This is a genomic window from Pseudomonas sp. Van50, from assembly GCF_055390755.1.
On the sequence record NZ_AP024343.1, the window covers coordinates 6870048 to 6890752 of the forward strand.

General features: G+C 64.6%; 15 protein-coding genes. 4 read left to right on the forward strand and 11 right to left on the reverse strand.

Going from position 1 to position 20705, the window contains the following annotated elements:
- Positions 1-64: 64 nt before the first annotated feature.
- The 11 genes from ACZ5M5_RS29940 to tagH form a co-directional block, all read right to left on the reverse strand.
- A complete protein-coding gene (locus ACZ5M5_RS29940; RefSeq protein ID WP_464738346.1) occupies positions 65-1792 on the reverse strand; it encodes a formylglycine-generating enzyme family protein in 1728 nt (575 codons plus the stop codon).
- Positions 1785-2981: an ABC transporter permease gene (locus ACZ5M5_RS29945; protein ID WP_060740030.1), complete on the reverse strand. Its 1197-nt coding sequence runs from the start codon at positions 2979-2981 to the stop codon at positions 1785-1787. Before ACZ5M5_RS29945 ends, ACZ5M5_RS29940 begins: the two co-directional genes overlap by 8 nt.
- The gene (locus ACZ5M5_RS29950) at positions 2981-3697 is read right to left on the reverse strand and encodes an ABC transporter ATP-binding protein (RefSeq protein ID WP_060740029.1); all 717 of its coding nucleotides are present in this window, start codon (positions 3695-3697) and stop codon (positions 2981-2983) included. Before ACZ5M5_RS29950 ends, ACZ5M5_RS29945 begins: the two co-directional genes overlap by 1 nt.
- The gene (locus ACZ5M5_RS29955; protein ID WP_464738347.1) at positions 3697-6795 is read right to left on the reverse strand and encodes a serine/threonine-protein kinase; all 3099 of its coding nucleotides are present in this window, start codon (positions 6793-6795) and stop codon (positions 3697-3699) included. The genes ACZ5M5_RS29950 and ACZ5M5_RS29955 overlap by 1 nt, the downstream gene beginning before the upstream one ends.
- Entirely contained in the window at positions 6792-7523 is a 732-nt protein-coding gene (locus tag ACZ5M5_RS29960) for a PP2C family protein-serine/threonine phosphatase (protein ID WP_060740027.1), read from the reverse strand. Before ACZ5M5_RS29960 ends, ACZ5M5_RS29955 begins: the two co-directional genes overlap by 4 nt.
- Positions 7524-8177 (reverse strand): type VI secretion system-associated protein TagF, encoded by a 654-nt coding sequence (gene tagF / locus ACZ5M5_RS29965; RefSeq protein ID WP_060740026.1) that lies wholly within the window; start codon positions 8175-8177, stop codon positions 7524-7526.
- Positions 8174-11674, reverse strand: coding sequence for a type VI secretion system membrane subunit TssM (gene tssM / locus ACZ5M5_RS29970; protein ID WP_207283957.1), 3501 nt, complete (start codon positions 11672-11674; stop codon positions 8174-8176). The genes tagF and tssM overlap by 4 nt, the downstream gene beginning before the upstream one ends.
- Complete coding sequence (locus ACZ5M5_RS29975) at positions 11671-12984, reverse strand: DotU family type VI secretion system protein (protein ID WP_060740024.1); 1314 nt, start codon at positions 12982-12984, stop codon at positions 11671-11673. Before ACZ5M5_RS29975 ends, tssM begins: the two co-directional genes overlap by 4 nt.
- Positions 12985-12990: 6 nt before the next feature.
- Positions 12991-14325 carry a type VI secretion system baseplate subunit TssK gene (gene tssK, locus ACZ5M5_RS29980; RefSeq protein WP_072407490.1) on the reverse strand — a complete coding sequence of 445 codons (1335 nt, stop codon included), beginning with the start codon at positions 14323-14325 and terminating at the stop codon, positions 12991-12993.
- Positions 14326-14340: 15 nt separating this feature from the next.
- Positions 14341-14847, reverse strand: a complete 507-nt coding sequence (gene tssJ, locus ACZ5M5_RS29985) for a type VI secretion system lipoprotein TssJ (RefSeq protein WP_060740022.1) — start codon at positions 14845-14847, stop codon at positions 14341-14343.
- A 68-nt stretch (positions 14848-14915) separates the two neighbouring features.
- Positions 14916-16433, reverse strand: a complete 1518-nt coding sequence (gene tagH / locus ACZ5M5_RS29990; RefSeq protein ID WP_464738348.1) for a type VI secretion system-associated FHA domain protein TagH — start codon at positions 16431-16433, stop codon at positions 14916-14918.
- 415 nt (positions 16434-16848) lie between these two features.
- On the opposite strand from tagH, the gene tssA reads away from it, so the two are divergent.
- From tssA to ACZ5M5_RS30010, 4 genes are all read left to right on the forward strand, one after another.
- A complete protein-coding gene (gene tssA, locus ACZ5M5_RS29995) occupies positions 16849-17892 on the forward strand; it encodes a type VI secretion system protein TssA (RefSeq protein WP_464738349.1) in 1044 nt (347 codons plus the stop codon).
- Positions 17893-17973: 81 nt separating this feature from the next.
- Positions 17974-18480, forward strand: a complete 507-nt coding sequence (gene tssB / locus ACZ5M5_RS30000) for a type VI secretion system contractile sheath small subunit (protein WP_003206923.1) — start codon at positions 17974-17976, stop codon at positions 18478-18480.
- A 2-nt stretch (positions 18481-18482) separates the two neighbouring features.
- A complete protein-coding gene (gene tssC, locus ACZ5M5_RS30005; protein WP_060740019.1) occupies positions 18483-19979 on the forward strand; it encodes a type VI secretion system contractile sheath large subunit in 1497 nt (498 codons plus the stop codon).
- A gap of 228 nt (positions 19980-20207) precedes the next feature.
- On the forward strand, positions 20208-20696 hold the full coding sequence (locus tag ACZ5M5_RS30010; protein ID WP_025216165.1) for an Hcp family type VI secretion system effector: 489 nt from the start codon (positions 20208-20210) through the stop codon (positions 20694-20696).
- The last annotated feature ends 9 nt before the right edge of the window (positions 20697-20705 follow it).

Sequence of the window (20705 nt, forward strand, 5' to 3'; positions counted from 1 at the left end):
TGACCAAGCTCAGCACGGCGCTATCGCCGCCTGAGTCCCTTCCAAGCTCGCTGACAACGAACACTCAAGACCGCTGAGCGTTCGATGCGAGCAATTCCTTCAATATCGCCGCCGGGTCGGCTCGTTTTTGCTGACGATAATCCCCGACATGACGAACGAATAACGTTGCACGCGCCACCAGGCTCTTGCCCAGTACCGGTTTGCGCTCCAATTCTTCCTTGATGCGCTGGAACTGCGCCTGGATCACGGCATCGGTGTAGCGCGTGCCGGTGGCCAGGTTGTCGATGTAGATCGCCACCGCGCCATCCAGTGCGCTGCGGCCGTTGTCGATGGCCGTGGCAAACAGCGTGGCGCTGGCCTCATCCTTGGCATCCAGCGCGGCCTGCCGGCTGTTCTGCAGATTGGTCAGGCGAATGTTGTAGTTGTTGACGGTCTCGGCCACCAGGGCCGACGACTGGATCAGGTTGCCCGCCGCTTCCTCGCGCTGCTGGGCGATGAGCGAGACGTTGCGCTTGAGCTCTTCGTTGACCAGGCCCAGTTCGGCTTGCAGGCGCGGATCGACGCTGGCAGCGATGATGCTGTCCAGGCGTTTGGTCGGGTCGTCAGCGTCATCGATGGCGTCGGTCAGCGACGCGAGCCGCCCTTCTTTCTGCCATTGGGCGAACAATTCCTTGTAGCGCGAACGCGGCGCCGACAGTGCCCCGACGGCCACGCGAAAGCCGGTGGTTTCGTTGCTCTGCTCGGTACCGTCGGCGGCGAACAACGGGTATTCGCGGCGCATGCCGGTGAACAGCGTGCCCTCGCCTTCCAAGTAGTTGCCGCCCTTGACCACGAAGCCGCCATAAGCGCCCTGGCGGCGACCGGCATGCACCAACTGGAAGGACTCCTGGACCATCTCGGCCGCGTTGCCCACCACATCGAACAGACCGATGGGGTTCGGCAACTTGGTGCCGATGGGCATCAGCCGCGCCGCCTGACCGGTGCCACCGGCGACCTGGTTGAACACCGCCCAATCGGCCAGCGGCCCGTCGCTCTCACTGCCCTCCAGGCGCCGGGGAAACAGGCGCCCTTCCAGGTCCTGGCGGCTGACGGCTTGCCCGCCGCGGGCGGCGAATTCCCATTCGACTTCCGTCGGCAAGCGCACGAAACCCAACCCGCCGTCTTCGGCGGAGGTGCCGCGACCGCTCACCGGCAGCAGGTCCTTGTGGTATTTCATCAGCCAGGCGCTGTACACCGCCGAGAAGCGCTCGGCCTCGAACTTCGACAGTTTCACCTTGGGCAAACGCCCCGCCACCCCTTGGGGCAAATCGGCTTGCAGGGTTTCGCAGGCCGGCGCCGCTTCGCCGCTGGCCAGCGATTGCGCCTGGGCCATGACCTGGGCGTATTGGCGGGCCGTGACCTCGTACTTGCCGATGAAATACAGCATCGGCTTGAGCGGCGTCTTGGCGTCGGTCTTGGGCATCAACGGCGTGATGGTCGTGTTCCAGTCCTTGGGCAAGTCCTTGAGAGTGAACTGGCCGTTGATGAAGTCGCGCCGGTAGCCGGAAATGAACGACTGCTGGTAACCGGCCTCGCCTTCACTGAACGGGTAACCGAGGCTGATCTCGCGATCGTCCAGGGTGCCCTGGGCGAGGATGTAGACGTAGCGGAACACCATCTGGCCTTCGCACGGCAGCGGCAGGCTGACGTCGTCGGGCAACGGCTTGGGGTTGTCCAGTTTGTCCGTGCTTTCATCAGCCCAGACCAAACCGGCCAGGCTCAGCGCCACGGCGGCGCCCAATAACTTATACATCGCGAATTCCTTCACACGCCTGGATGCGCGCCACCCGCCAGCCACCACAAGCCGCCGCGACGGCGCTGACGCCGAGCACGGCCACCAGGGCCAAAGTGTAGTGACGCACCAACAGATGGCTGGCGTATTCGCCGGGCATCTGTGCAAATAAATAATTCAGGCCCGACTGCGCCAGGCCATACAGGCCGGCACTCAGCAGGGCCGCGAACGTGGCACTGTAGAGCGCCTGCAACACCACGAACAGCAACAGCGCCGCGGTGGAAACCCCCAGCAGGCGCAACACCGACAACTCCCGGCGCTTACGCTCGACCGCCGCCAGGGCGCCGGCAAAGATCGCCGCGAACGCACCGGCCAAGGCCAACCCGGCGATGATCCAGAACACGATCGACAGATTGCGGCTCAGCGATTGCACTTGTGCGATGGTCTGGGCCTGGGTCGAGACCAGCAGGTTCTGCCCGGCGAAATACTGACGCAGCGGCTCGACGTCACCGAGGCTGCGGGCATACAAACGAAACGCCGGGTAGACCCGTTGCCCGGCCACACTCACCGCATCGCCCGGCCAGCCGAACGCGGGCACGGCGCGGCCGTCGCGGTAATCCTCGGCGGCCTCCAGCAGGGCCAGCGGTGCAAACAGGCCGTCCCGGGCGAAGGCTTCCAGGGGCAGCACGTGCAGCACCTGCACGCGGGTGCGCTGCGCCTCGCTGCGACCGGCCACCTGCCGGCCGAAACTGGCTTGCACCCAATCGCCAGCCTTGGCGCCGAGCTTTTCAGCGGCGGTCTGGCTGAGCACCACTTGATCCAAGCCTTGCGGCACCGGCAAATGCTCGAACAAGGGATCGTTGGCCGCGGTGGGAATCATCTCGACCGTGACAGCCGAAGCATCGCTGCTCAGATCCGCCGTGGCGGCGATCTGGCGGGTGCGCGGCAAGGCAAAGGCCACGTCGCCGCGCTGGCTCAATTGTTCGATGAATTCGGCACTGAAGCGACCGCCGCCCAAGGGGATGATTTCCCGGGTGGCCGGGTCGTTCTGCAAGCGCTCGGTCAGGCTGCTGACCAGGCCGAACTTCAGGCCGAACAACACCAGCAACGGCGCCACCACGGCCACCAGCGCGAGCACCGAGCAGGCCGACAGCCAGGCATCGTTGCGGTAATCCTGCCAGGCCAGGGAAGCCACCAGCGCGCCGCGCATCAGCAAGCCTCCCCGAGGGTGGCGGTGACACCGCCGTCGGCATCGCGACGGCAACTGATGCGTCGCACCTGCAAACCGCTGGCGCGAGCCAACGCCTCGTCGTGGGTGGCGACCACACAGCACACCCCATGTTCGCGAGCCTGGGCCACCAGCAAGTGCATGACGCGCTCGGCGTTCAGCGGGTCGAGGGCGGCGGTCGGCTCATCGGCCAGCAGCAGGCGCGGCCCATGGGCCAACGCCCGGGCACAACTGACCCGCTGGCGCTGGCCGACGGATAAGTCCGCCGGTTTCTTGTCCAGTTGATCGGCGATGTCCAACTGCCCAGCCAGGCGCGTCACGCTTGCGTCATCCTTCAAGCCCAGCAATTTGCGCGACAAGGCGATGTTGCCGCGCACATCCAGGAAGCCCAACAGGCCGCCGGTTTGCAGAACATAACCCAGGTAACGACTGCGCAGCTCGGCCAAGGTGCCCTGTTGCGACGCACGCCACAATTTGGCGATGTCCAGCGGCGTGTCGGCGGGCGTGAAGTCGAACTGCCCGGCCTGATCCGGTGCCAATACCAGCGCCAGCAGGTCCAGCAACGTACTCTTGCCGCAACCGCTGGGGCCGACCACCGCCAGTTGTTCACCGCCGCGCAATTGCAGCCGTGGGATCACCAGGCTGTAGCGCTGGCTGCCGGCGCCCCGGCTTTTGTGCACGGCGTTGAGGGTCAGCATCACGGCAGCGTCGACAACGGAACGCGGTACAAGGCATCGCCCGGCTCGGCGTCGCCGAAGCGCACCCAGTTGGCGAGGTCGTTGTGGAAGGTTTCGTAGAGGCGGATTTTCGAATCCAGCTCGTCGATGAAATCTTCCTGCTCGGCCACGCTCAAGGACAGCCACAAGTCCTGGGTCATGTTCAGCGACTTGCTGCGGTACGGCAGCCCTTCCAGGTACTCGCCCAGAATGCCGCCGTCGGCCAGGTTGCCGCCCTTGCGCAGGGCCGACGGGTCGCGGCTCATGTAGGCACTGGCGCTGGCGATTTCCTGGAAGAAATCCTTGGGCGAGCTCTGGGTCTTGCGGGCCGCGTCGACAATCAGCTTCAGCGACTGCTGCAGGTCGTTGAGTTGCAGCTTGGTCAGCATCACGCAGACCTGGAACGCCGGCAGCGCCGGGTTGGTCAGGTCGCGGTCGGCGGTCCAGGCGCTGACCAGTTGCGGCGCCTGGCTGGCGGATTTGCGCCCCAGGAAATCCATGTGCATCGCGTAGCCGACCGCGACCGACTTGTCGGCCAGGCTCGGCGCGGCACTGAGCAGCGGCACGCTTTGCGCCTTGTTGCTGCGCACCTGATGCACCAGGTCGGCGAACACCGAACCGATCTCGTCGACCCGCTCGCCGAACTTGCGCACGTCGGCGCCCGGCACCGGAATGTACAGGTCGCCGATCTGCGGGTTGGCGTCGGCGGTCAGGGTGCGGTACTGGCTCTGGGCGCCGGCATGGGTTTTCTTGCCCGCGTCGCTGAGCAGGTGCAAGGCGTAGATCTTGATCTGCTTGCCCAACGCCGCCTGGCGCACTTCGGCCTCGTTCATTTGCGTGGCGGCAAATGGGTCGTTCTTGCGCAGGGCACCGGCGTCGGTGACCAACAGGATCAAGCGCCCACCGTAACCGGACCAGTCCATGCCTTCGACGGCTTCCATGACCCCGGCGAACGCATCTTCGTTGAACGAATGGCTCGACACCGTCGATGCCTTGACCTGCCGCGCCAGGTCCATGAAGCGTTGCGGGTCGCGGCCCTGCTCGAGGGTGATCAGGGTCTTGGCGACGTATTCCAGGCCCGGGGTTTTCTTGATGCTGCTGCGGAAACCCACCATGCCGAAGCTGACGCTGTCCAACTCGCCGCGCTCGGCGATGCGGGTTTGCAGTTCGTGGACCACGTCGCGCACCTGGTCGATGTAGGGCTGCATCGACACGGTGGTGTCCACCACCAGCACCACGGCGGTGCGGAACGCGTCGGCGTTGGCGGTGGTGATCGGCGTATTGCCCGCCGCCTTGGGGGTGTTGCCAGGGTCGATGGACGCCACGTTCAGCAACTGCACCGGCTGGCCGTTTTCATCGAGGCTTTCGCGGGAGTCGAAGATCGGCAACAGATAGAACTGGCTCTGCGGCACCGCGCTGGCGGCCGGTTCAAGGGCCAGCACTTGCTGGTCCTCCTGCGGACTCTGCTGGGCCTTGAGCAACACGTTCTTGGCGGCCGATGGGTTAGCCAGGAGCTTTTCCACTTCGCCAGGCTGACGCAGGAACATCACTGGCGCACGGCCGGAACGTTCGGTGAATTTGAGCACCAGGCTTTGCTTCCAGTCGCTGACCTGGGCGGCGGGCAACCAGCCGTCGCTGCGCCCGTCGGTGGCCGCGCCGACCCGTACCCAGGCGCTGCCATCGAGGTCTTTGCGCTGATACACGTACAACACCGAAAACGCCGGCAGTGCCTTGCCCGGTGCGGCACCCGGCGCCTCGGCGAGTTTCGCCCCCGGCTTGCTGAGCACACGCTGGAACAGGGTTTTCTTGCCAGCCATTAACAGCGGACGCTGGCCACCGTCGGCCTCGGTCGCCACGGGGGGCTGGGCCGGCGGGGCGACGGGTGGCTTGACCGCCGGCACGTCCGGGGCCTTCGGCGGCTTCACTTCCGGTGGCTTGACCGAGGTGGTCGTGGCCACCGGCGTCTTCACTTCTTTACCATCGTCACCGGCCAACCACCAATAACCCGCGCCACCCAACGCCAGCGCCACGGCGACCGCAACGGCGGCCAGGGCGAACACCGGGCCCTTGCGTTGCTCCGACACCGAGGATTGAACCGTCGGTTTTATCGGCGGCGGAACGGGCTTGGACTGCGATTGTGGCTGCGGTGGTGAATAAGCCGGGCCGCTGGGAATGTCGATGGACATGGGCGTCAAACCCGCCAAGTCATCCACCGAAGGCGGCGTGGTCGGCAGTTGCAACGACAACGGCCGGATCAGCGTCGCTTCCGACGATTCCTCAGGCAGGTTATCCAGCGCCCGCAGCAATGCCGCCGCGTCCGGGAAACGCTCCGCCGGGTCCTTCGCCAACAGTTTGCGCAACACGTCCTGATAACGGCCGTGGTGCACCGGCAACTCCGGCAACGGTTCGGTCAGGTGCGCCAGGGCCGTGGACAGTGCGTCGTTGCCGGTATACGGCAGTTTGCCGACGAGGATTTCGTAGAGCACCACGCCCAGGGCGTACAGGTCGGCGCGGCCGTCGATGTCTTGCCCTCGGGCCTGTTCCGGGCTCATGTAGCTGGGCGTACCGACGGCAAAGCCGGCCTGGGTGAACTGGGTGCGGTCGTCCAGGGACTTGGCGATGCCGAAGTCCGAGAGCACCGCCGTGCCATCGGCGCGGAACAGGATGTTGGCCGGCTTGACGTCGCGGTGGACCAGGCCCAAGCCGTGGGCATACCCCAGGGCCGAGGCGATCTGGCGGATGTAGGTCAGGCCCTGCTCCGGCGTCAGGCCCGCGGCGATGCGTTCCTTGAGCGTGCCGTTGGGCAGGTACTCCATCGCCATGTAATACAGCTCACCGACGTTGCCGATGTCATGGATGGTGACGGTGTGCGGGTGCGACAAGCGCGCCAGGGTCTTGCCTTCGCGCAAAAACCGCTCGCAGAACGTCGGGTCGGCGGCCAGGGCTGCCGCCATCACTTTCAACGCCACCTTGCGCTCCAGCGAACGCTGGGTCGCCAGGTACACGCTGGCCATCGCGCCTTCGCCGATCGGCCCTTCGATGTCGTAGCCGGGGATGACAATGTTCAGGGTCAAGCTCATGACGGCACCTTCACGACCACCACGGTGATGTTGTCCGGCGCGCCGCGCATCAGGCCCAGGGACACCAGGCTGCTGGCGATTTCGCCGGGCTCGTCGTGGCTCAGTACTTCGCGGATCTCCTCGTCCTCGACAGTCTTGGTCAGCCCGTCGCTGCACAACAGGTAGCTGTCGCCAGGCACCAGCAGCAATTCGGTCAGCGCCAGGTTCAGTTGCGCCTCGACGCCAATGGCCCGGGTGACGATGTTCGCCCGCGGGTGCACCCGCGCCTCGGCTTCGCTGAGCAGGCCGCTGTCCTGCAGATCCTGAACGTAGCTGTGGTCCCGGGAGATGCCTTCGAGCACGCCGTCGCGCAGGCGATACAGGCGGCTGTCACCGGCCCACAGGCACATGCCCCGCAGGTCACGGACGGCCAGGACCACCACGGTGCTGCCCATCATGGTCACGCCACGGTTGGCGGTTTCTTCCCGCACGGCGGCGTTGACCCGTAGCAGGTCGCTTTGCAGCGCCGCGACGTATTCGTCCAGCGAACGCCCCACGGCGATGCCGCGCAGGCTGTCGACGATCAGGCTGCTGACGTAATCGCCCGCCGCGTGCCCGCCCATGCCGTCGGCCACCACCCAGAGGCCGTTTTCCGGCAGGTCCAGGCAGGCGTCTTCGTTGACCTGGCGGACCATCCCGACATGGCTCTTGCTTGCAGACTTGATTGCTTTTCCGGCACTTGGACGCATCTACACAACACCTTCTTGGCCGAGCAAAAATTGCGCAAAATCAGCGGCTGCCGGCAATCCCTGGCAGCGCATCAAACCCGGGGCAATGCGCTCCGATCCCTGGCCCCACCACAGGCTTACGCCTTCGCAGGCCGCCTCGGCCAAGGCACTCATGCGCCGCTGCGGGTCGGTGGCATCGAAGCGATGCAGGCTGGCGAAACGGCTGCTCGACGTGCGCGGCAGGTACATCGGGCTACCGAGGGTTTCCAGCTGTTCGTTGAACGCCTCGAAACTGGCCTCCACGCTCAACGTGCTCAGCAACAGGTTTTCGACCCGCTCAAACCACTCGTCCGCACCGCCCACCACGGACGCCGGGTCCGCATCGGGCTCCAGCAGCACCGCGACGGTCAGCGGGAAATAACGGCCGACCCGGTCGATGCTCGGCATCACCACCCCGACGGCGGCGTCCGGGCCACACACCCCCGGCGCGAGCATGAAGCGCCACAGCGGGCTGACCAGATAAGCATCCAGCCAGCGCTCGCCGAGGCTGCTCTGGCTGGCGAGCAGACCCGCCGCCAACCACGAATCCCACGGGCCGATGAACCCCTGGGGCAAGCCACGGCTGACGAAGTCGCCGCGGCTGGCCAACTTTCCGTAGAAGCCCGGCGTACTCATAGCCGCTCCGGCAGGCTGAAGCCGCTGAGCACCCGGCTCTTGAACGGGTTGAAGGCGCTGTTGGCCCGCAGCTCATAAGAGGCACTGGCACCATCGACCCGCAGCCGCAGGTTGAAGCGATCCGGCGAGTTGCCGGCGGTCAGGTCCGATTGTTCCAGCAAGCGGAACCAGGCCCACGGCCCGTCCAGGGTGATGCCGGAACGACCGCTGGAAGACGGCGGCATGATGGATATCCGCACCACGCCGATGCTGCCCGGGTTCGGCCACTGCATGGCGGTCGGGCGGCTCGGGCCGTGGTCATAGCTCAACTGTTGGCCGTCGAGGTCGAGCAGGAATTGGGTGATGGTCGAGTCCATCGCCACCGGCTTGAGTTCGAAGCGCACCATCGGCTGGGTGCCGCCGGAGCGGAAGAACGCATCGCGGATGGTGGCCGCGCGCTGGAAGGTCTGCAACACGCCGGGGGCGATGCCGAGCTTCTGCGCCGCGCCCGGCTGCCAGCGCCAGGTCGGAGTCGAGGTGTCGACGTAGGGTTGCAGGTACTTGCGGAAGTAGTTGTCCATTACCCCGCCAACGCCGAAGAACTGGCCGAAATCGTCCAGGGTCGCGTCCCGCGCACTGCCCGGCGACATCGGATAGCGCCCGGCCAGGGACTGGCGATAGATGTTCACCACTTCGCTGGTCCAGGCGGCGTTCAGTTGGTTGCGCACCCCACCCATCATGCTGTTGGTGGTGGAGTTGACCACCGACTTGACCAGGCCCTGCACCAGCGGTGGCTGGCGTTCGGCGTTGAGGCTGACGCGAGTGGCGGCGGCCGTGGCCTGGTTCTTGGCCTCGCCAAGCAAGGCGTCGCCGCTGGCCCCGACCATGGCGCTGACCTGCACGTACAGAGCGTTCATGTCGGCCAACAGACCGTCGATGGCCGCCGGCTCGCCTTCGCTTTTGCTGACGATGCTGTTGAGCTCGGCGAAGTGCGCGGTGATCGGGTCATCACTCGTCGCCGGCGCGTTTGGCGTCGCCTGCTCCTGGCCGAGCAAGCTGCCCAGGCGTTCCTTGAGCTTGTCCACGCCACCTTCCACCGGCGCACCTTGGGCGGCCAGCAGGCGTTCATCCTGTTGCAGGTCGGTTTCCTTCGCCACCGCCACCAGCAGTTTTTTCAGCGGTGAGGTCGGTCCGGAAATCACCCGCAGCACATCGGCGGCCTGGGCCACGCTGGTGATCGGCACGAAGTCGATGTCGGCGAGCAAGGCGTCCCATTGGCGCAGGTAGTCCTGGAAGTACAAGCGACGCACATCGGCAGCCAGGCTGGCGACGTTCTGCTGATCGGCCTGTTCATGGCCCAGCACCCACTGCTCTTCGGCCAGGGTGCCGGTCTGGCTCAGGCTGGTGAGCAAGAAGCCCTGGCGGTAACCCTTGACGGTGAAGAACCCGCTCAGTGGTTCGCCCAGCGGCTTGCCGCTCTTGCGGCTGAACACCAGCGCCGCGTCACGCCCGGCGGCTTCGTTGATGCGGAAGTCCGGGATACCTTCGGGCAGTTTCTGGCGCTTGATCCGGTCATAGACCCGCTGGGCCACCGGCAATTGCTGCAACTGGCGCCGCAGGTCTTCGACCAGGCGCTGGTCCAGGCGCGCGAGGGGCGGACGTCGCTCGAACAGTGCCTGCAAATGCGCGGCCAGGGCCTGGCGCTGCTCGGCCGGCAAGTCCCGCGGCAGGCTGCGGTCCCAATCCAGGGCGATCCAGGCCTTGATGAAGTCGGCGTCGTAATGCTCGGTGTCGGCGAGCATCAGGTAGGCCTTCAAGCCTTCGTAGAGGAAATCCGAATTGCCGCCGCTGTGCAGCTGTTCTTCGATGCGCGTCAGCAGGCGTGGCGCGAACACCGCGATCAGCAGCTTGCGGTAGACGCTGCCGGACTCGGCTTCGAGCATGTCACCCTGGTACAGGCCCAGGCCTTCGGCCCAGCTCGGGGCGTCGTCGGCCAGGTGTTTCACGGCGTTGAGCAATGGCAACACCGCGAGCACATCCCGTTGCGCCGGGCTGAGGTTCTGCACGGTCTGGCCCAAGGGCGCGACCTTCTGATCGACCTGGGCGATGTAGGCCTGGTTGGCACGGTAGCTGACCCACCACAACGTGCTGACCACCAGCACCAGCACCACGGTGGAGGCCAGAACGCCGCGGGCGATCCACTTGCGTCGACGCTCGACTTTCGGGTCGACGCCCACCAGCCCGCGCTCGGCGAAAGCCACGGCGGTGAAGAGTTTTTCGATGAAGTAGCTGCGCCCGGTGCCGGTCTGGCGCGCCAGGTGTTGACGGTCCAGGTTCATGCTCTGGGCCATGGAGCCGATCAGGCGGTCGATCGGGCTGCCCTCCTGGGTGCCGCTGGTGAAATACACACCGCGCAGCAACACGCGCTCTTCGAAGGCGTTGGGTTTGAACACCCCTTCGAGGAAGCTTTGCAGGCAATCTTTCAGGGCGCCGAACTGCTGCGGGAAGCCGTAGATCAGGTCGCGCCGCGCCGGGTCGCGCTCTTGTTGCAGGCGCTCCACCAGGCGATCGTTGAGGCGTTGCTCAAGGCCGGTGAATTCGCTTTGCAGGTGCGCCAGCGGGCTGTCGTTGCTCTTGCCATCGTCCAGGGCGAAGGTCATGCCCCAGACCTGGGCGCGCTCTTCCTTGCTCAGGGTATCGAAATACTCCATGAACCCGGGCACCAGGTCGAGCTTGGTCAGCATCAGGTAGATCGGGAAGCGCACGCCCAGTTGGGTGTACAGCTCCTGGATCCGCAAGCGAATCGCCGCGGCATGGGCGGCGCGCTCGGCGTCGCTGCCCAGCAGCAGGTCGGACAGGCTGATGGCGATGAACGCGCCGTCAATCGGGCGGCGGGCCCGTTGCTTTTTCAACAGCCCCAGGAAGCCCAGCCAGGCGGCCTTGTCGATGGTCGCGTCGCTGTCCTGGGTGGTGTAGCGGCCAGCGGTGTCGAGCAGGACCGCCTGATCGGTGAACCACCAATCGCAATTGCGCGTACCGCCAACACCGCGCACGGCACCGGCGCCCAGTTGCGCGGCCAGTGGGAAATGCAGCCCGGAGTTGACCAGCGCGGTGGTCTTGCCCGAACCCGGCGGGCCGATGATCACGTACCACGGCAGCTCGTAGAGGTTGCGACGCTCGTCCCCGCCCAGCTTGGCTTTCTTGAGCAGGGCCAAGGCTTCGTCCATGCGCTGGCGCAGGGTTTCGAGCTCTTCGGCGGTGGCGATGCTGGTGGGGTCGGGCGGGGTTTGCGCGGCCAGGCTGCGCATCACTTCGGCGGCCTGACGGCGCGCCTGGATGATGCGGAACACCCGGTAGGCGATCCACACCGCGAACACCAGGATGATCAAGGCCCAGCGGCGACCTTCAGGCACCAGCCAATCGAGCAGCGGGCCGACGAACCAGATGATCAGGCTCAGGGCGATCAGCCCCAGCAATGGGATGACCCAGCGGGTCATAAAACTGAAAAACGCCTTCACTCGACCCCCTCCGCCAATACTGTGATTTCAACCCGACGATTGCGCGCACGCCCCTCTGGGGTGGCGTTGGACGCCAACGGCTCGGTGTCGCTGCGGCCTTCGGCGCTGAAGCGCTCGGGCTGGCCGGTCTTGGCCGAAAGAATTTGCAGCACCGATTGGGCCCGCGCTTCGGACAACGCCCAGTTGGACGGGAACCGGAGGGTGGCGATCGGCCGATTGTCGCTGTGGCCGGTGACCAGGACCTGGCCCTTGACCTTGCGCACCGCATCGGCGATGCGCAGCATCAGCGGCTGGAAATCGTCCTTGATGCTGGCGCTGCCCGAGGCGAACAGTTCGTCGCCGCGGATGGTCACCACCGAGCGGTCGACAGCGTCTTCCACGGCAATCCGGTTGGCGCGGATTTCATCGGCCAGAAAGCCTGCCAGGCGTGGGCGCTCGACCACTTTGGGCTGCACCACGGGGCGGTCGATGGTCTGCACCGGGATTTCGCCCAGGAAGTGAATGTTCTTGAACACCGGCTCGGCATCGGAGGCCAGTTTCATGCGCAGGCCGAACAGCAGCGCCAGCAGCAAGGCCGCGCCGATGGCCACGGCGATCCACGGCGGCATGAATTGCGCCAGTCGATCACGGGCCACGGTGACACCGCGCCAGTGCGGCGACAGCTCGCGCTCGTAGTCGCCCCGGGCGCTGCGGATCACCGCGCTGGTGCGCTCACGCAACGCTTCCAGTTGGCTGCGACCGTCGTTCATCACCCGGTAGCGCCCCTCGAAACCCAGGCACATGCACAGGTACAACAGTTCCAGCAGGTACAGGCGCTCACGGGGGCTTTGCAGGCAATGCTCCAGCAACTGGAACACCTTCTCACCGCCCCAGGCTTCGTTGTGCACGGTGATCAACAGGCTTTGCTTGCCCCAGTCACTGGTGCCGCCCCACGGCGTGCTCAATACCGCTTCGTCCAGCGCGGTGCACAAGGCGTAGCGGGCCAGCAACACATCGTTGCGCACCACACCGGCGGCCTCGGCGCGCTCTTCGAACTGGCGCAGGTAGGCCAACAGTTGCGCGCGCAAACTGGCCGGCGCCGGGTGGGCGATGGTGTTGCGCAGGCGCGTCAGCAGGGCCAACAGCGGGCCGGCGGCGCTTTCCAACGGGTTGAGGCCCTCGGCCTTGCCGGTCAGGACCGGCGCGGCCGGCATCGACAGCGGTGCCGGCTGTGGACGAGCCGGATCCGGACGGCCAGGGTCCGGGCGGAATGGATCGGCGCCACGGCCACCGGGCGTCGGCATGAATTGGGTACGATCGTCGTTGCTCATCGCGGTTTATCCTCGGATCGCCCAGAAAGCCAGGTTCAGCCCTGGGAACTGGCCGGCGATGTGGAACGCAAAGCCGCCGGAGTTGCTCAACTGCTGCCAGTGGTCGCTGCCCCGGTCGAGTTCGTAGTAGGTGGAGCCGGCGTGGTACGGCAGTTGCCGTGGCGCCACCGGCAACGGCAGCAGGCCGATGCCCGGCAGTTGCAGGTTGACCAGGTCGCGGATGTGCTCCACCGAGCCGACCTTGCTCTGCTGGCCGAAGCGGCTGCGCAGGGTTTCGGCCGGCACATCGGCACGCACCACCAGGATGAAGCTGGCGCTGTCGAGCAGGGTCTTGTCGGCCAGCATCGCCACGTGGATGCCGTAGGCTTTCTCGACAATCGGAATCGGCGTCGCCTTGCTGTCGATCAGCATCGACAGGGCTTCGCGCAGGGCCTGCATCACCGGCGCGTAGCTGAGCGCCAAGTCATCGTGCTGGTACGGCGGGTATTGCTGCGGTCGTCGCCCGGACGCGGTGAACGTGGAGAACTCCCCGGCCAGGCTCACCAGTTCGCTGTAGAAGCGCTCGGGGTGCAACGGGCTCAACTGGCTCAGATGCTGGATCAGCGGCTGGGCGCGGTTGACCAGTTGCAGCAGCATGAAGTCGGCAATCTCCGAGGCGCCACCGGCACCGGACGCCACCACCCGCCCGGCCAAGGCTTCGCCGCGTTGATGCAGCAGGCCCAGCAGTTCGCTGCGAAACGCCGCCAGCGGTTTGGAGGCGATGACATCCAGCAGTGGCGGGATGTAGGTGTCGTCGAGCACCAAGGCACGGTCGGCACGTTTTTCCTTGATGCGCACCACACCGATGGCGGCGTAGTCGCCGATGCCATCCTGTTCGGTCAACAACCGCAGGGCCCGGGAGCCAAGGGCCACCGGCGCGCGGTTTTCGAACGGTGCGTTGTCGTCGCGCACTTCGCACACCTGGCTCACATAACGCGCGGCGCCGAGGTCTTCGCCTTCGTCCACGGTGTCACGGGCGCCGGCGCGCTTGAGCGGCAAGGCCAGGTACACCAGGCCATCGCGCAGGTTGTCATCGACGTTCAGCGGCGTGGGCGCCAGGTCATCCTGGGGAATGTTGAAGGGCGTGCCGTCCGGCAACAGGCCCCGCGCCGAGATGATCGCCAGCTTGCCCTGGGCCAGCAGGCCCTGGTCGATCAGCAATTCGGAAAAACCCCAGGCGCCGGCCGACAATGGGCGGCTGCGTGCGTCGATGAGGTTTTCCAGGTAACGGTCATGCTGTTGGAAGTGCTGCGTTCCAATGAACATGCCTTCCGACCAGACCACGCGATTGTTCCAGGACATGGGGGCTCCGATTGCTTATTGGGCAGGGCTGGATGGGGGAACGACGACGGCGCTGCGCACGGCGCGCACATCGAGGCTGATCTGGTATTCGGTGTATTCGCGCGCCGGGACATTCATCACCGTGCGCCACAACGACTGGTCCAGCTCGCGATAGCCCACCAGTATTCCGATGTGTCGCGTGGCCGGGTCGAGGTCGCGTTGCAGGCTCAGTTGCTGGCCGGGCTGGATCAGCACCTCGTCCTGGTCGATCAGGTCAGCGCCCAGCGTGGCCTGGGCCCGTTCGGCCAGGGCGAAATAATCGGAACGGCCAAAGGTCGCGGCATTTTTCAGTTCGAAAATGCGCACCCGGACCGGGGCCGGCTGGCCGGTGGCGCCGGGGTTGAGGCCGGCAATGGCATGGAAATGCAACTCGATGGCGGCGGTGTCGGCCTCAGCTTCTTCGGGCTGGGGGTTGGCCGCATCCTTGGCGCACGCCGTCAGCAGAAGCGCGGTGGCGACTGCGAGTAAAAACCTGGGAATCATCCTGCGTCCTCAATGACGTTTGAGCTATCCGTTGTTGGCTGATCAATATTGTTATAGGACAGCGCCGCTCAACGGCGTCGCTGTCGTGTGCTGTGTTCTTCGTAGGCGCGACTGAACTCGCGACCGAACAGGTCCTGGAAATCCTCCTGGGCTTCCCGGGAAATGTTGCTGTAGAGCTCGGTGAATTGCTGCCAGTACTGGGCCTGCCGCGAGCCGCTGAAAATCCCCGAAAGCCCGCCGGGCTTGGCCATGCGTTCTTCCAGTTGCGCCGGCTCGAAGCGCCCCAGCAAATGCTTGATGGCCGCTTCCACACCGGCCATTACCGCCAGTTGGTGGGCCCGCAAGTCATCGAAACTGTCACGCACCGCCGCGTCCGGGGCCATGAACGCCTGGTTGCCGTGGCGCAACAGCAACAGCAAGGCTTCATCGACATTGGGGGCGAACTTCAGCGGGTTGTTTTCCACCGGCTGGATCATCGTCTGCTGGATGCGGAACTCACCCTTGAGGCTGCTGCGGGCGCGCAAGACATCGATCAGGCCTTCGACCATCAAGCGATAACTGCGCCCGATGCTTTCCATCTGTGCTTCGGCATTGGCCTTGTCCAGGCGCAACTGATCCAGCCCGGCGCCGCGCAGGAAGGCTTGCAGCAAGTCGGGTTGGGCGGCCTCGACCGGCGCGGCCGGAGGAACTGGAGCAACTGGAGCAACCGGGGCAACTGGAGGAGCAACTGGCGGTGCGACCGGGGTCTCGACGCGGGTCACCGGTGCTTCACGCACGGGTGCCGGCGGCGGTGCACTGATTTCAGCAAAGATGTCGACGAGCGGAGGCTGCGAAACCGGGGTCGCGATCGGCTCAACCACTGGCGGTAGCGGCACCGGCGGCGGGGCCACGGGCAGCGGGGCAACCGCCACCGGTGCAGGCTTGTCGCTGAACGGGTCCCAGTCGTCCGGAATCACCGAGGCAGACGGCGGTACAACCGGCTCGACCACGGAGGGCGGGCTCGGCCGGGCAATTGGCGTCGGCGGGCGGAAATTGTGTTGCTCGGCCGGGACATGGTCAGGCTGGGTGGCCGGCGGGACACTGCTCGGGGCCAAGAAGTCGAACAGGTCCGGCAGGGTGTCCATGGCCGACACGCCCTGGAAATGCGCAGGCGAGGCCACCTGGATCGGCGACGGCACATGCGCCGTGGCGCTCTGCTGCCCCATCAAGGCCTCGAAACTGCTGGGCGATTCGGCGAACGGATTGCTGTCGGTGACCGGCAGGTTGAAATCGACGCGGGCCTGGATTTCATAATCACCAATGCGGATCACTTCGCCGTCTTGCAGGGGCTCGCTGTTGCCCTTGCGCAAGCGAACGCCGGCCTTGACCAATTCCACACCATTGGTGCTGTTATCGGTCAAATAATAACGCCCGTCTTTGTATTGGATAACGCAATGTTTACCGGAAACCAGGCGCTCGGGGTCCGGTAATACCCAGTCATTATCGGAATTACGGCCAATTGCCATCACCCCCTGGTCCATGGACTTTTCAGAACACTGGCCTGGGGTAATTTTGTGATAACTAGTGATAGTCAAACACAGCGGCATCTTGCCTCCTTGCTGAATACTTCGCGCGCGGGCGGGAGTGAGGGTTCAGACCTTGACCACCCGCCGGCAACCTGCCAACAACCGTAAAAACGGCTTTTTGCCAGCATGATCGCTGATCATAACCGGCTTGCGTGACAAAAACCCCACGTCAGTTGCCGCTTCGACCGGTAGGTCGGACAGGCTGTTAAGCGCATCACAACTGTTACATAGGGCATACACAGGCGAAATAGCTTACCTTGACAAGCGATAAGTACTACACCAAAAATGCACAACTTCTTGAATATACATGATGGCACTTTAGGATCATCACAGATCTAAAGGGCCATTACCGTCAAGGAACATGTGAAGTTTCATCCGAAACTTGCGTGTGAACTGCCCGACTTCTATCAAGCGGGTGATAGGGAGATCGATCCAAGTGGATGTGCCTTTGCTGCTCGCCGCCGTTTCCGCGACTTCGCCGTGTGGTGAAGATCTGGAATATGACGCGGATTTCCTGCGCCTGGAACGTGACTCCCGGGGCCAACCCGAGCGCAGCATGGGCGATTCGATCCTGCCTGCCGAACCCCCTGAATGGCGCAGCATCCAGCAGCAGAGCCTGGACTTGCTGCAGCGCAGCAAAGACCTGCGCATCACCCATTTCCTGATGCAAAGCTCCCTGGCCCTCGAAGGCCTGCCGGGCATGGCCCGTGTGCTGACGCTGATCAGCGAATTGCTCAAGCAATACTGGGCCGAACTGCATCCGCGCCTGGACGCCGATGACGACAACGACCCCACCGTGCGCATCAATGCCCTCGCCGGCCTGACGTCCGATGTCACCATCCGCCTGCTGCGCGAAAGCATCCTGACCCGTTCGCGGACCTTCGGTGCCGTCAGCCTGCGCGCCGCCGCCAACGCCAGTGGCCTGCAAAGTTTCCCGGATGAAAACCTCGGTGCCGAACAGCTCGCCGGGGCCCTGCTCGACAGCGACCCCGAGCAGTTGGAAGTCATCCGCGCCGCCCTGCTCGAAGCCCGCAGCGCCGCCGAAGCCATCGAGCAGCAGGTCAGCGACCAGGTCGGTTCCGCCCAAGGCGTGGACCTCGGCCCGTTGAAGCAACCGTTGAAGATGGCCCTGCAGATTCTCGGCCAGTTCGCCCCGCAGAGTGGCGACAGCGCCCAGGCCGATTCCGTCAGCGACAACAGCCCAGCGCCCGCTGAGCATGCAAATGTCACAAGCTCACCGCGCAACACCAATAACAGCACCAACACCGTCAGCGGCGACATCAACAACCGCGACGACGTGCTGCGCAGCCTGGACCGGATTCTCGCGTACTACACCCGTCATGAGCCCTCCAGCCCGCTGCCGGTGCTGTTGAACCGGGCCAAGCATCTGGTGCACGCCGATTTCGCGGCCATTGTGCGCAACCTGATTCCCGACGGCATGAGTCAATTTGAAAACCTGCGCGGCCCAGACAGCGAATAAAAAGCGAGCGGATCACGCAGTCACGTCACCGGCACCCCCGATGACGCCAACACCGTCGCTCAAGCGACCAGGAGCAGCAACGTGGCGAAGCAAAGTTCTCAGAAATTCATCGCGCGCAACCGCGCGCCTCGAGTGCAGATCGAGTACGACGTCGAGCTCTACGGCGCCGAGAAAAAGGTCCAGTTGCCCTTCGTCATGGGCGTCATGGCCGACCTCGCCGGCAAGCCTGCCGAGCCTCTGGCTGCGGTAGCCGACCGCAAGTTCCTCGAGATCGACGTCGATAACTTCGACTCGCGCCTCAAGGCCATGCAGCCGCGCGTGGCGTTCCATGTGCCTAACGAACTGACCGGCGAAGGCAACCTGAGCCTGGACCTGACGTTCGAAAGCATGGACGACTTCAGCCCGGCGGCCGTGGCCCGCAAGGTCGACTCGCTGAACAAGCTGCTCGAAGCGCGCACCCAGTTGGCCAACCTGCTGACCTACATGGACGGCAAGACCGGCGCCGAAGAAATCATCATGAAGGCGATCAAGGACCCAGCGCTGTTGCAGGCCCTGGCGAGCGCGCCGAAGCCAGCACAGGACCAATGATCATGACTGACAATACAGCCCGCGAAGGCGCACAGAACCTCGGCGCGACAGAAGAAACCAGCGAGTTCGCGTCCCTGCTGCTGCAAGAATTCAAACCCAAGACCGAGCGCGCCCGCGAAGCCGTCGAGACCGCCGTGCGTACCCTGGCCGAACAGGCCCTGGCGCAGACCGACCTGGTGTCCAACGACGCCATCAAGTCGATCGAATCGATCATCGCCGCCATCGACGCCAAGCTCACCGCCCAGGTCAACCAGGTCATCCACCACCCCGACTTCCAGCAACTGGAAAGCGCCTGGCGTGGCCTGCACTACCTGGTCAACAACACCGAGACCGATGAGCAGCTCAAGATCCGCGTGCTCAACATCTCCAAGACCGACCTGCACAAGACCCTGAAGAAATTCAAGGGCACCGCGTGGGACCAGAGCCCGCTCTTCAAGAAGATGTACGAAGAAGAATACGGCCAGTTCGGCGGCGAGCCTTACGGCTGCCTGGTGGGCGACTACTACTTCGACCAGTCGCCACCGGATGTCGAGCTGCTGGGCGAGCTGTCGAAAGTCTGCGCGGCCATGCACTCCCCGTTCATCGCCGCGGCATCGCCGACCGTGATGGGCATGGGCTCGTGGCAGGAACTGTCGAACCCGCGCGACCTGACCAAAATCTTCACCACCCCGGAATACGCCGGCTGGCGCTCGCTGCGTGAATCGGAAGACTCGCGCTACATCGGCCTGACCATGCCGCGCTTCCTGGCGCGCCTGCCTTATGGCGCCAAGACCGACCCGGTGGAAGCCTTCGCCTTCGAAGAAAACACCGACGGCGCCGACAGCTCCAAGTACACCTGGGCCAACGCCGCCTACGCGATGGCAGTGAACATCAACCGCTCGTTCAAACACTTCGGCTGGTGCTCGCGCATCCGTGGCGTTGAATCGGGCGGCGAAGTGGAAAACCTGCCAGCCCACACGTTCCCGACCGACGACGGTGGCGTGGACATGAAGTGCCCGACCGAAATCGCCATCTCGGACCGCCGTGAAGCGGAACTGGCGAAGAACGGTTTCATGCCGCTGCTGCACAAGAAAAACACCGACTTCGCCGCGTTCATCGGCGCCCAGTCGTTGCAGAAACCGGCCGAATACGACGACCCGGACGCCACCGCCAACGCCAACCTGGCCGCGCGCCTGCCGTACCTGTTCGCCACCTGCCGGTTCGCCCATTACCTGAAGTGCATCGTGCGCGACAAGATCGGTTCCTTCAAAGAGAAGGACGAGATGCAGCGCTGGTTGCAGGACTGGATCCTCAACTACGTCGACGGTGACCCGGCGCACTCCACCGAGACCACCAAGGCCCAGCATCCACTGGCTGCCGCCGAAGTGATCGTCGAAGAAGTCGAAGGCAACCCGGGGTACTACAACTCCAAGTTCTACCTGCGCCCGCACTACCAGCTCGAAGGGCTGACCGTGTCGCTGCGCCTGGTATCGAAACTGCCGTCGGCCAAGGGCGCGTAAAAACTTATTGAAACGGGTGGCGGTAACCCTGTGGGAGCGAGCTTGCTCGCGATAGCGGTGGATCAGCTTGCATTGATGTCGGATGTGACGCCGCCATCGCGAGCAAGCTCGCTCCCACAGGGGATCTCCAGCAGGCTGGAGATCGTCTTCCACCCCGTTCAGCACCCGTAATTTCGCAAGGTCAGCGTCAACCAAACAATGTGGTTAGAAACCACACAGGGAGAAAACATGGCTGTTGATATTTTCATCAAGATCGGCGACATCAAGGGCGAGTCCATGGACAAGGCCCACAAGGACGAGATCGACGTCCTGAACTGGAGCTGGGGCATGTCCCAGTCCGGCAACATGCACGTGGGCAGCGGCGGCGGTGCCGGCAAGGTCAACGTCCAGGACCTGTCGCTGACCAAGTTCGTCGACAAGGCTTCGCCGAACCTGATGATGCACTGCGCCAGCGGCAAGCACATCGACAAGGTCAAGCTGACCGTGCGCAAGGCCGGCGGTGAAAGCCAGGTCGAGTACATGATCATCAACCTGGAAGAAGTGCTGGTCACTTCCCTGAGCACCGGCGGCTCGGGCGGCGATGATCGCCTGACTGAAAACGTCACCCTGAACTTCGCCAAGGTGCTGGTGGACTACCAGCCACAGAAAGCCGACGGCACCAAGGAAGGCGGTCCGGTCAAGTTCGGCTGGAACATCCGTCAGAACGTCAAGGTGTAATCGAAAATA

What these genes read in the sequence shown, in the direction of transcription:
- ACZ5M5_RS29950 (WP_060740029.1), bottom strand. Translation starts at nt 3,697, where the DNA reads ATGCTGACCCTCAACGCCGTGCACAAAAGCCGGGGCGCCGGCAGCCAG.
- tagF (WP_060740026.1), bottom strand. Translation starts at nt 8,177, where the DNA reads ATGAGTACGCCGGGCTTCTACGGAAAGTTGGCCAGCCGCGGCGACTTC.
- ACZ5M5_RS29955 (WP_464738347.1), bottom strand. Translation starts at nt 6,795, where the DNA reads ATGAGCTTGACCCTGAACATTGTCATCCCCGGCTACGACATCGAAGGG.
- tagH (WP_464738348.1), bottom strand. Translation starts at nt 16,433, where the DNA reads ATGCCGCTGTGTTTGACTATCACTAGTTATCACAAAATTACCCCAGGC.
- tssC (WP_060740019.1), top strand. Translation starts at nt 18,483, where the DNA reads ATGACTGACAATACAGCCCGCGAAGGCGCACAGAACCTCGGCGCGACA.
- tssK (WP_072407490.1), bottom strand. Translation starts at nt 14,325, where the DNA reads ATGTCCTGGAACAATCGCGTGGTCTGGTCGGAAGGCATGTTCATTGGA.
- ACZ5M5_RS29940 (WP_464738346.1), bottom strand. Translation starts at nt 1,792, where the DNA reads ATGTATAAGTTATTGGGCGCCGCCGTGGCGCTGAGCCTGGCCGGTTTG.
- ACZ5M5_RS29960 (WP_060740027.1), bottom strand. Translation starts at nt 7,523, where the DNA reads ATGCGTCCAAGTGCCGGAAAAGCAATCAAGTCTGCAAGCAAGAGCCAT.
- ACZ5M5_RS29945 (WP_060740030.1), bottom strand. Translation starts at nt 2,981, where the DNA reads ATGCGCGGCGCGCTGGTGGCTTCCCTGGCCTGGCAGGATTACCGCAAC.
- ACZ5M5_RS30010 (WP_025216165.1), top strand. Translation starts at nt 20,208, where the DNA reads ATGGCTGTTGATATTTTCATCAAGATCGGCGACATCAAGGGCGAGTCC.
- ACZ5M5_RS29975 (WP_060740024.1), bottom strand. Translation starts at nt 12,984, where the DNA reads ATGAGCAACGACGATCGTACCCAATTCATGCCGACGCCCGGTGGCCGT.
- tssJ (WP_060740022.1), bottom strand. Translation starts at nt 14,847, where the DNA reads ATGATTCCCAGGTTTTTACTCGCAGTCGCCACCGCGCTTCTGCTGACG.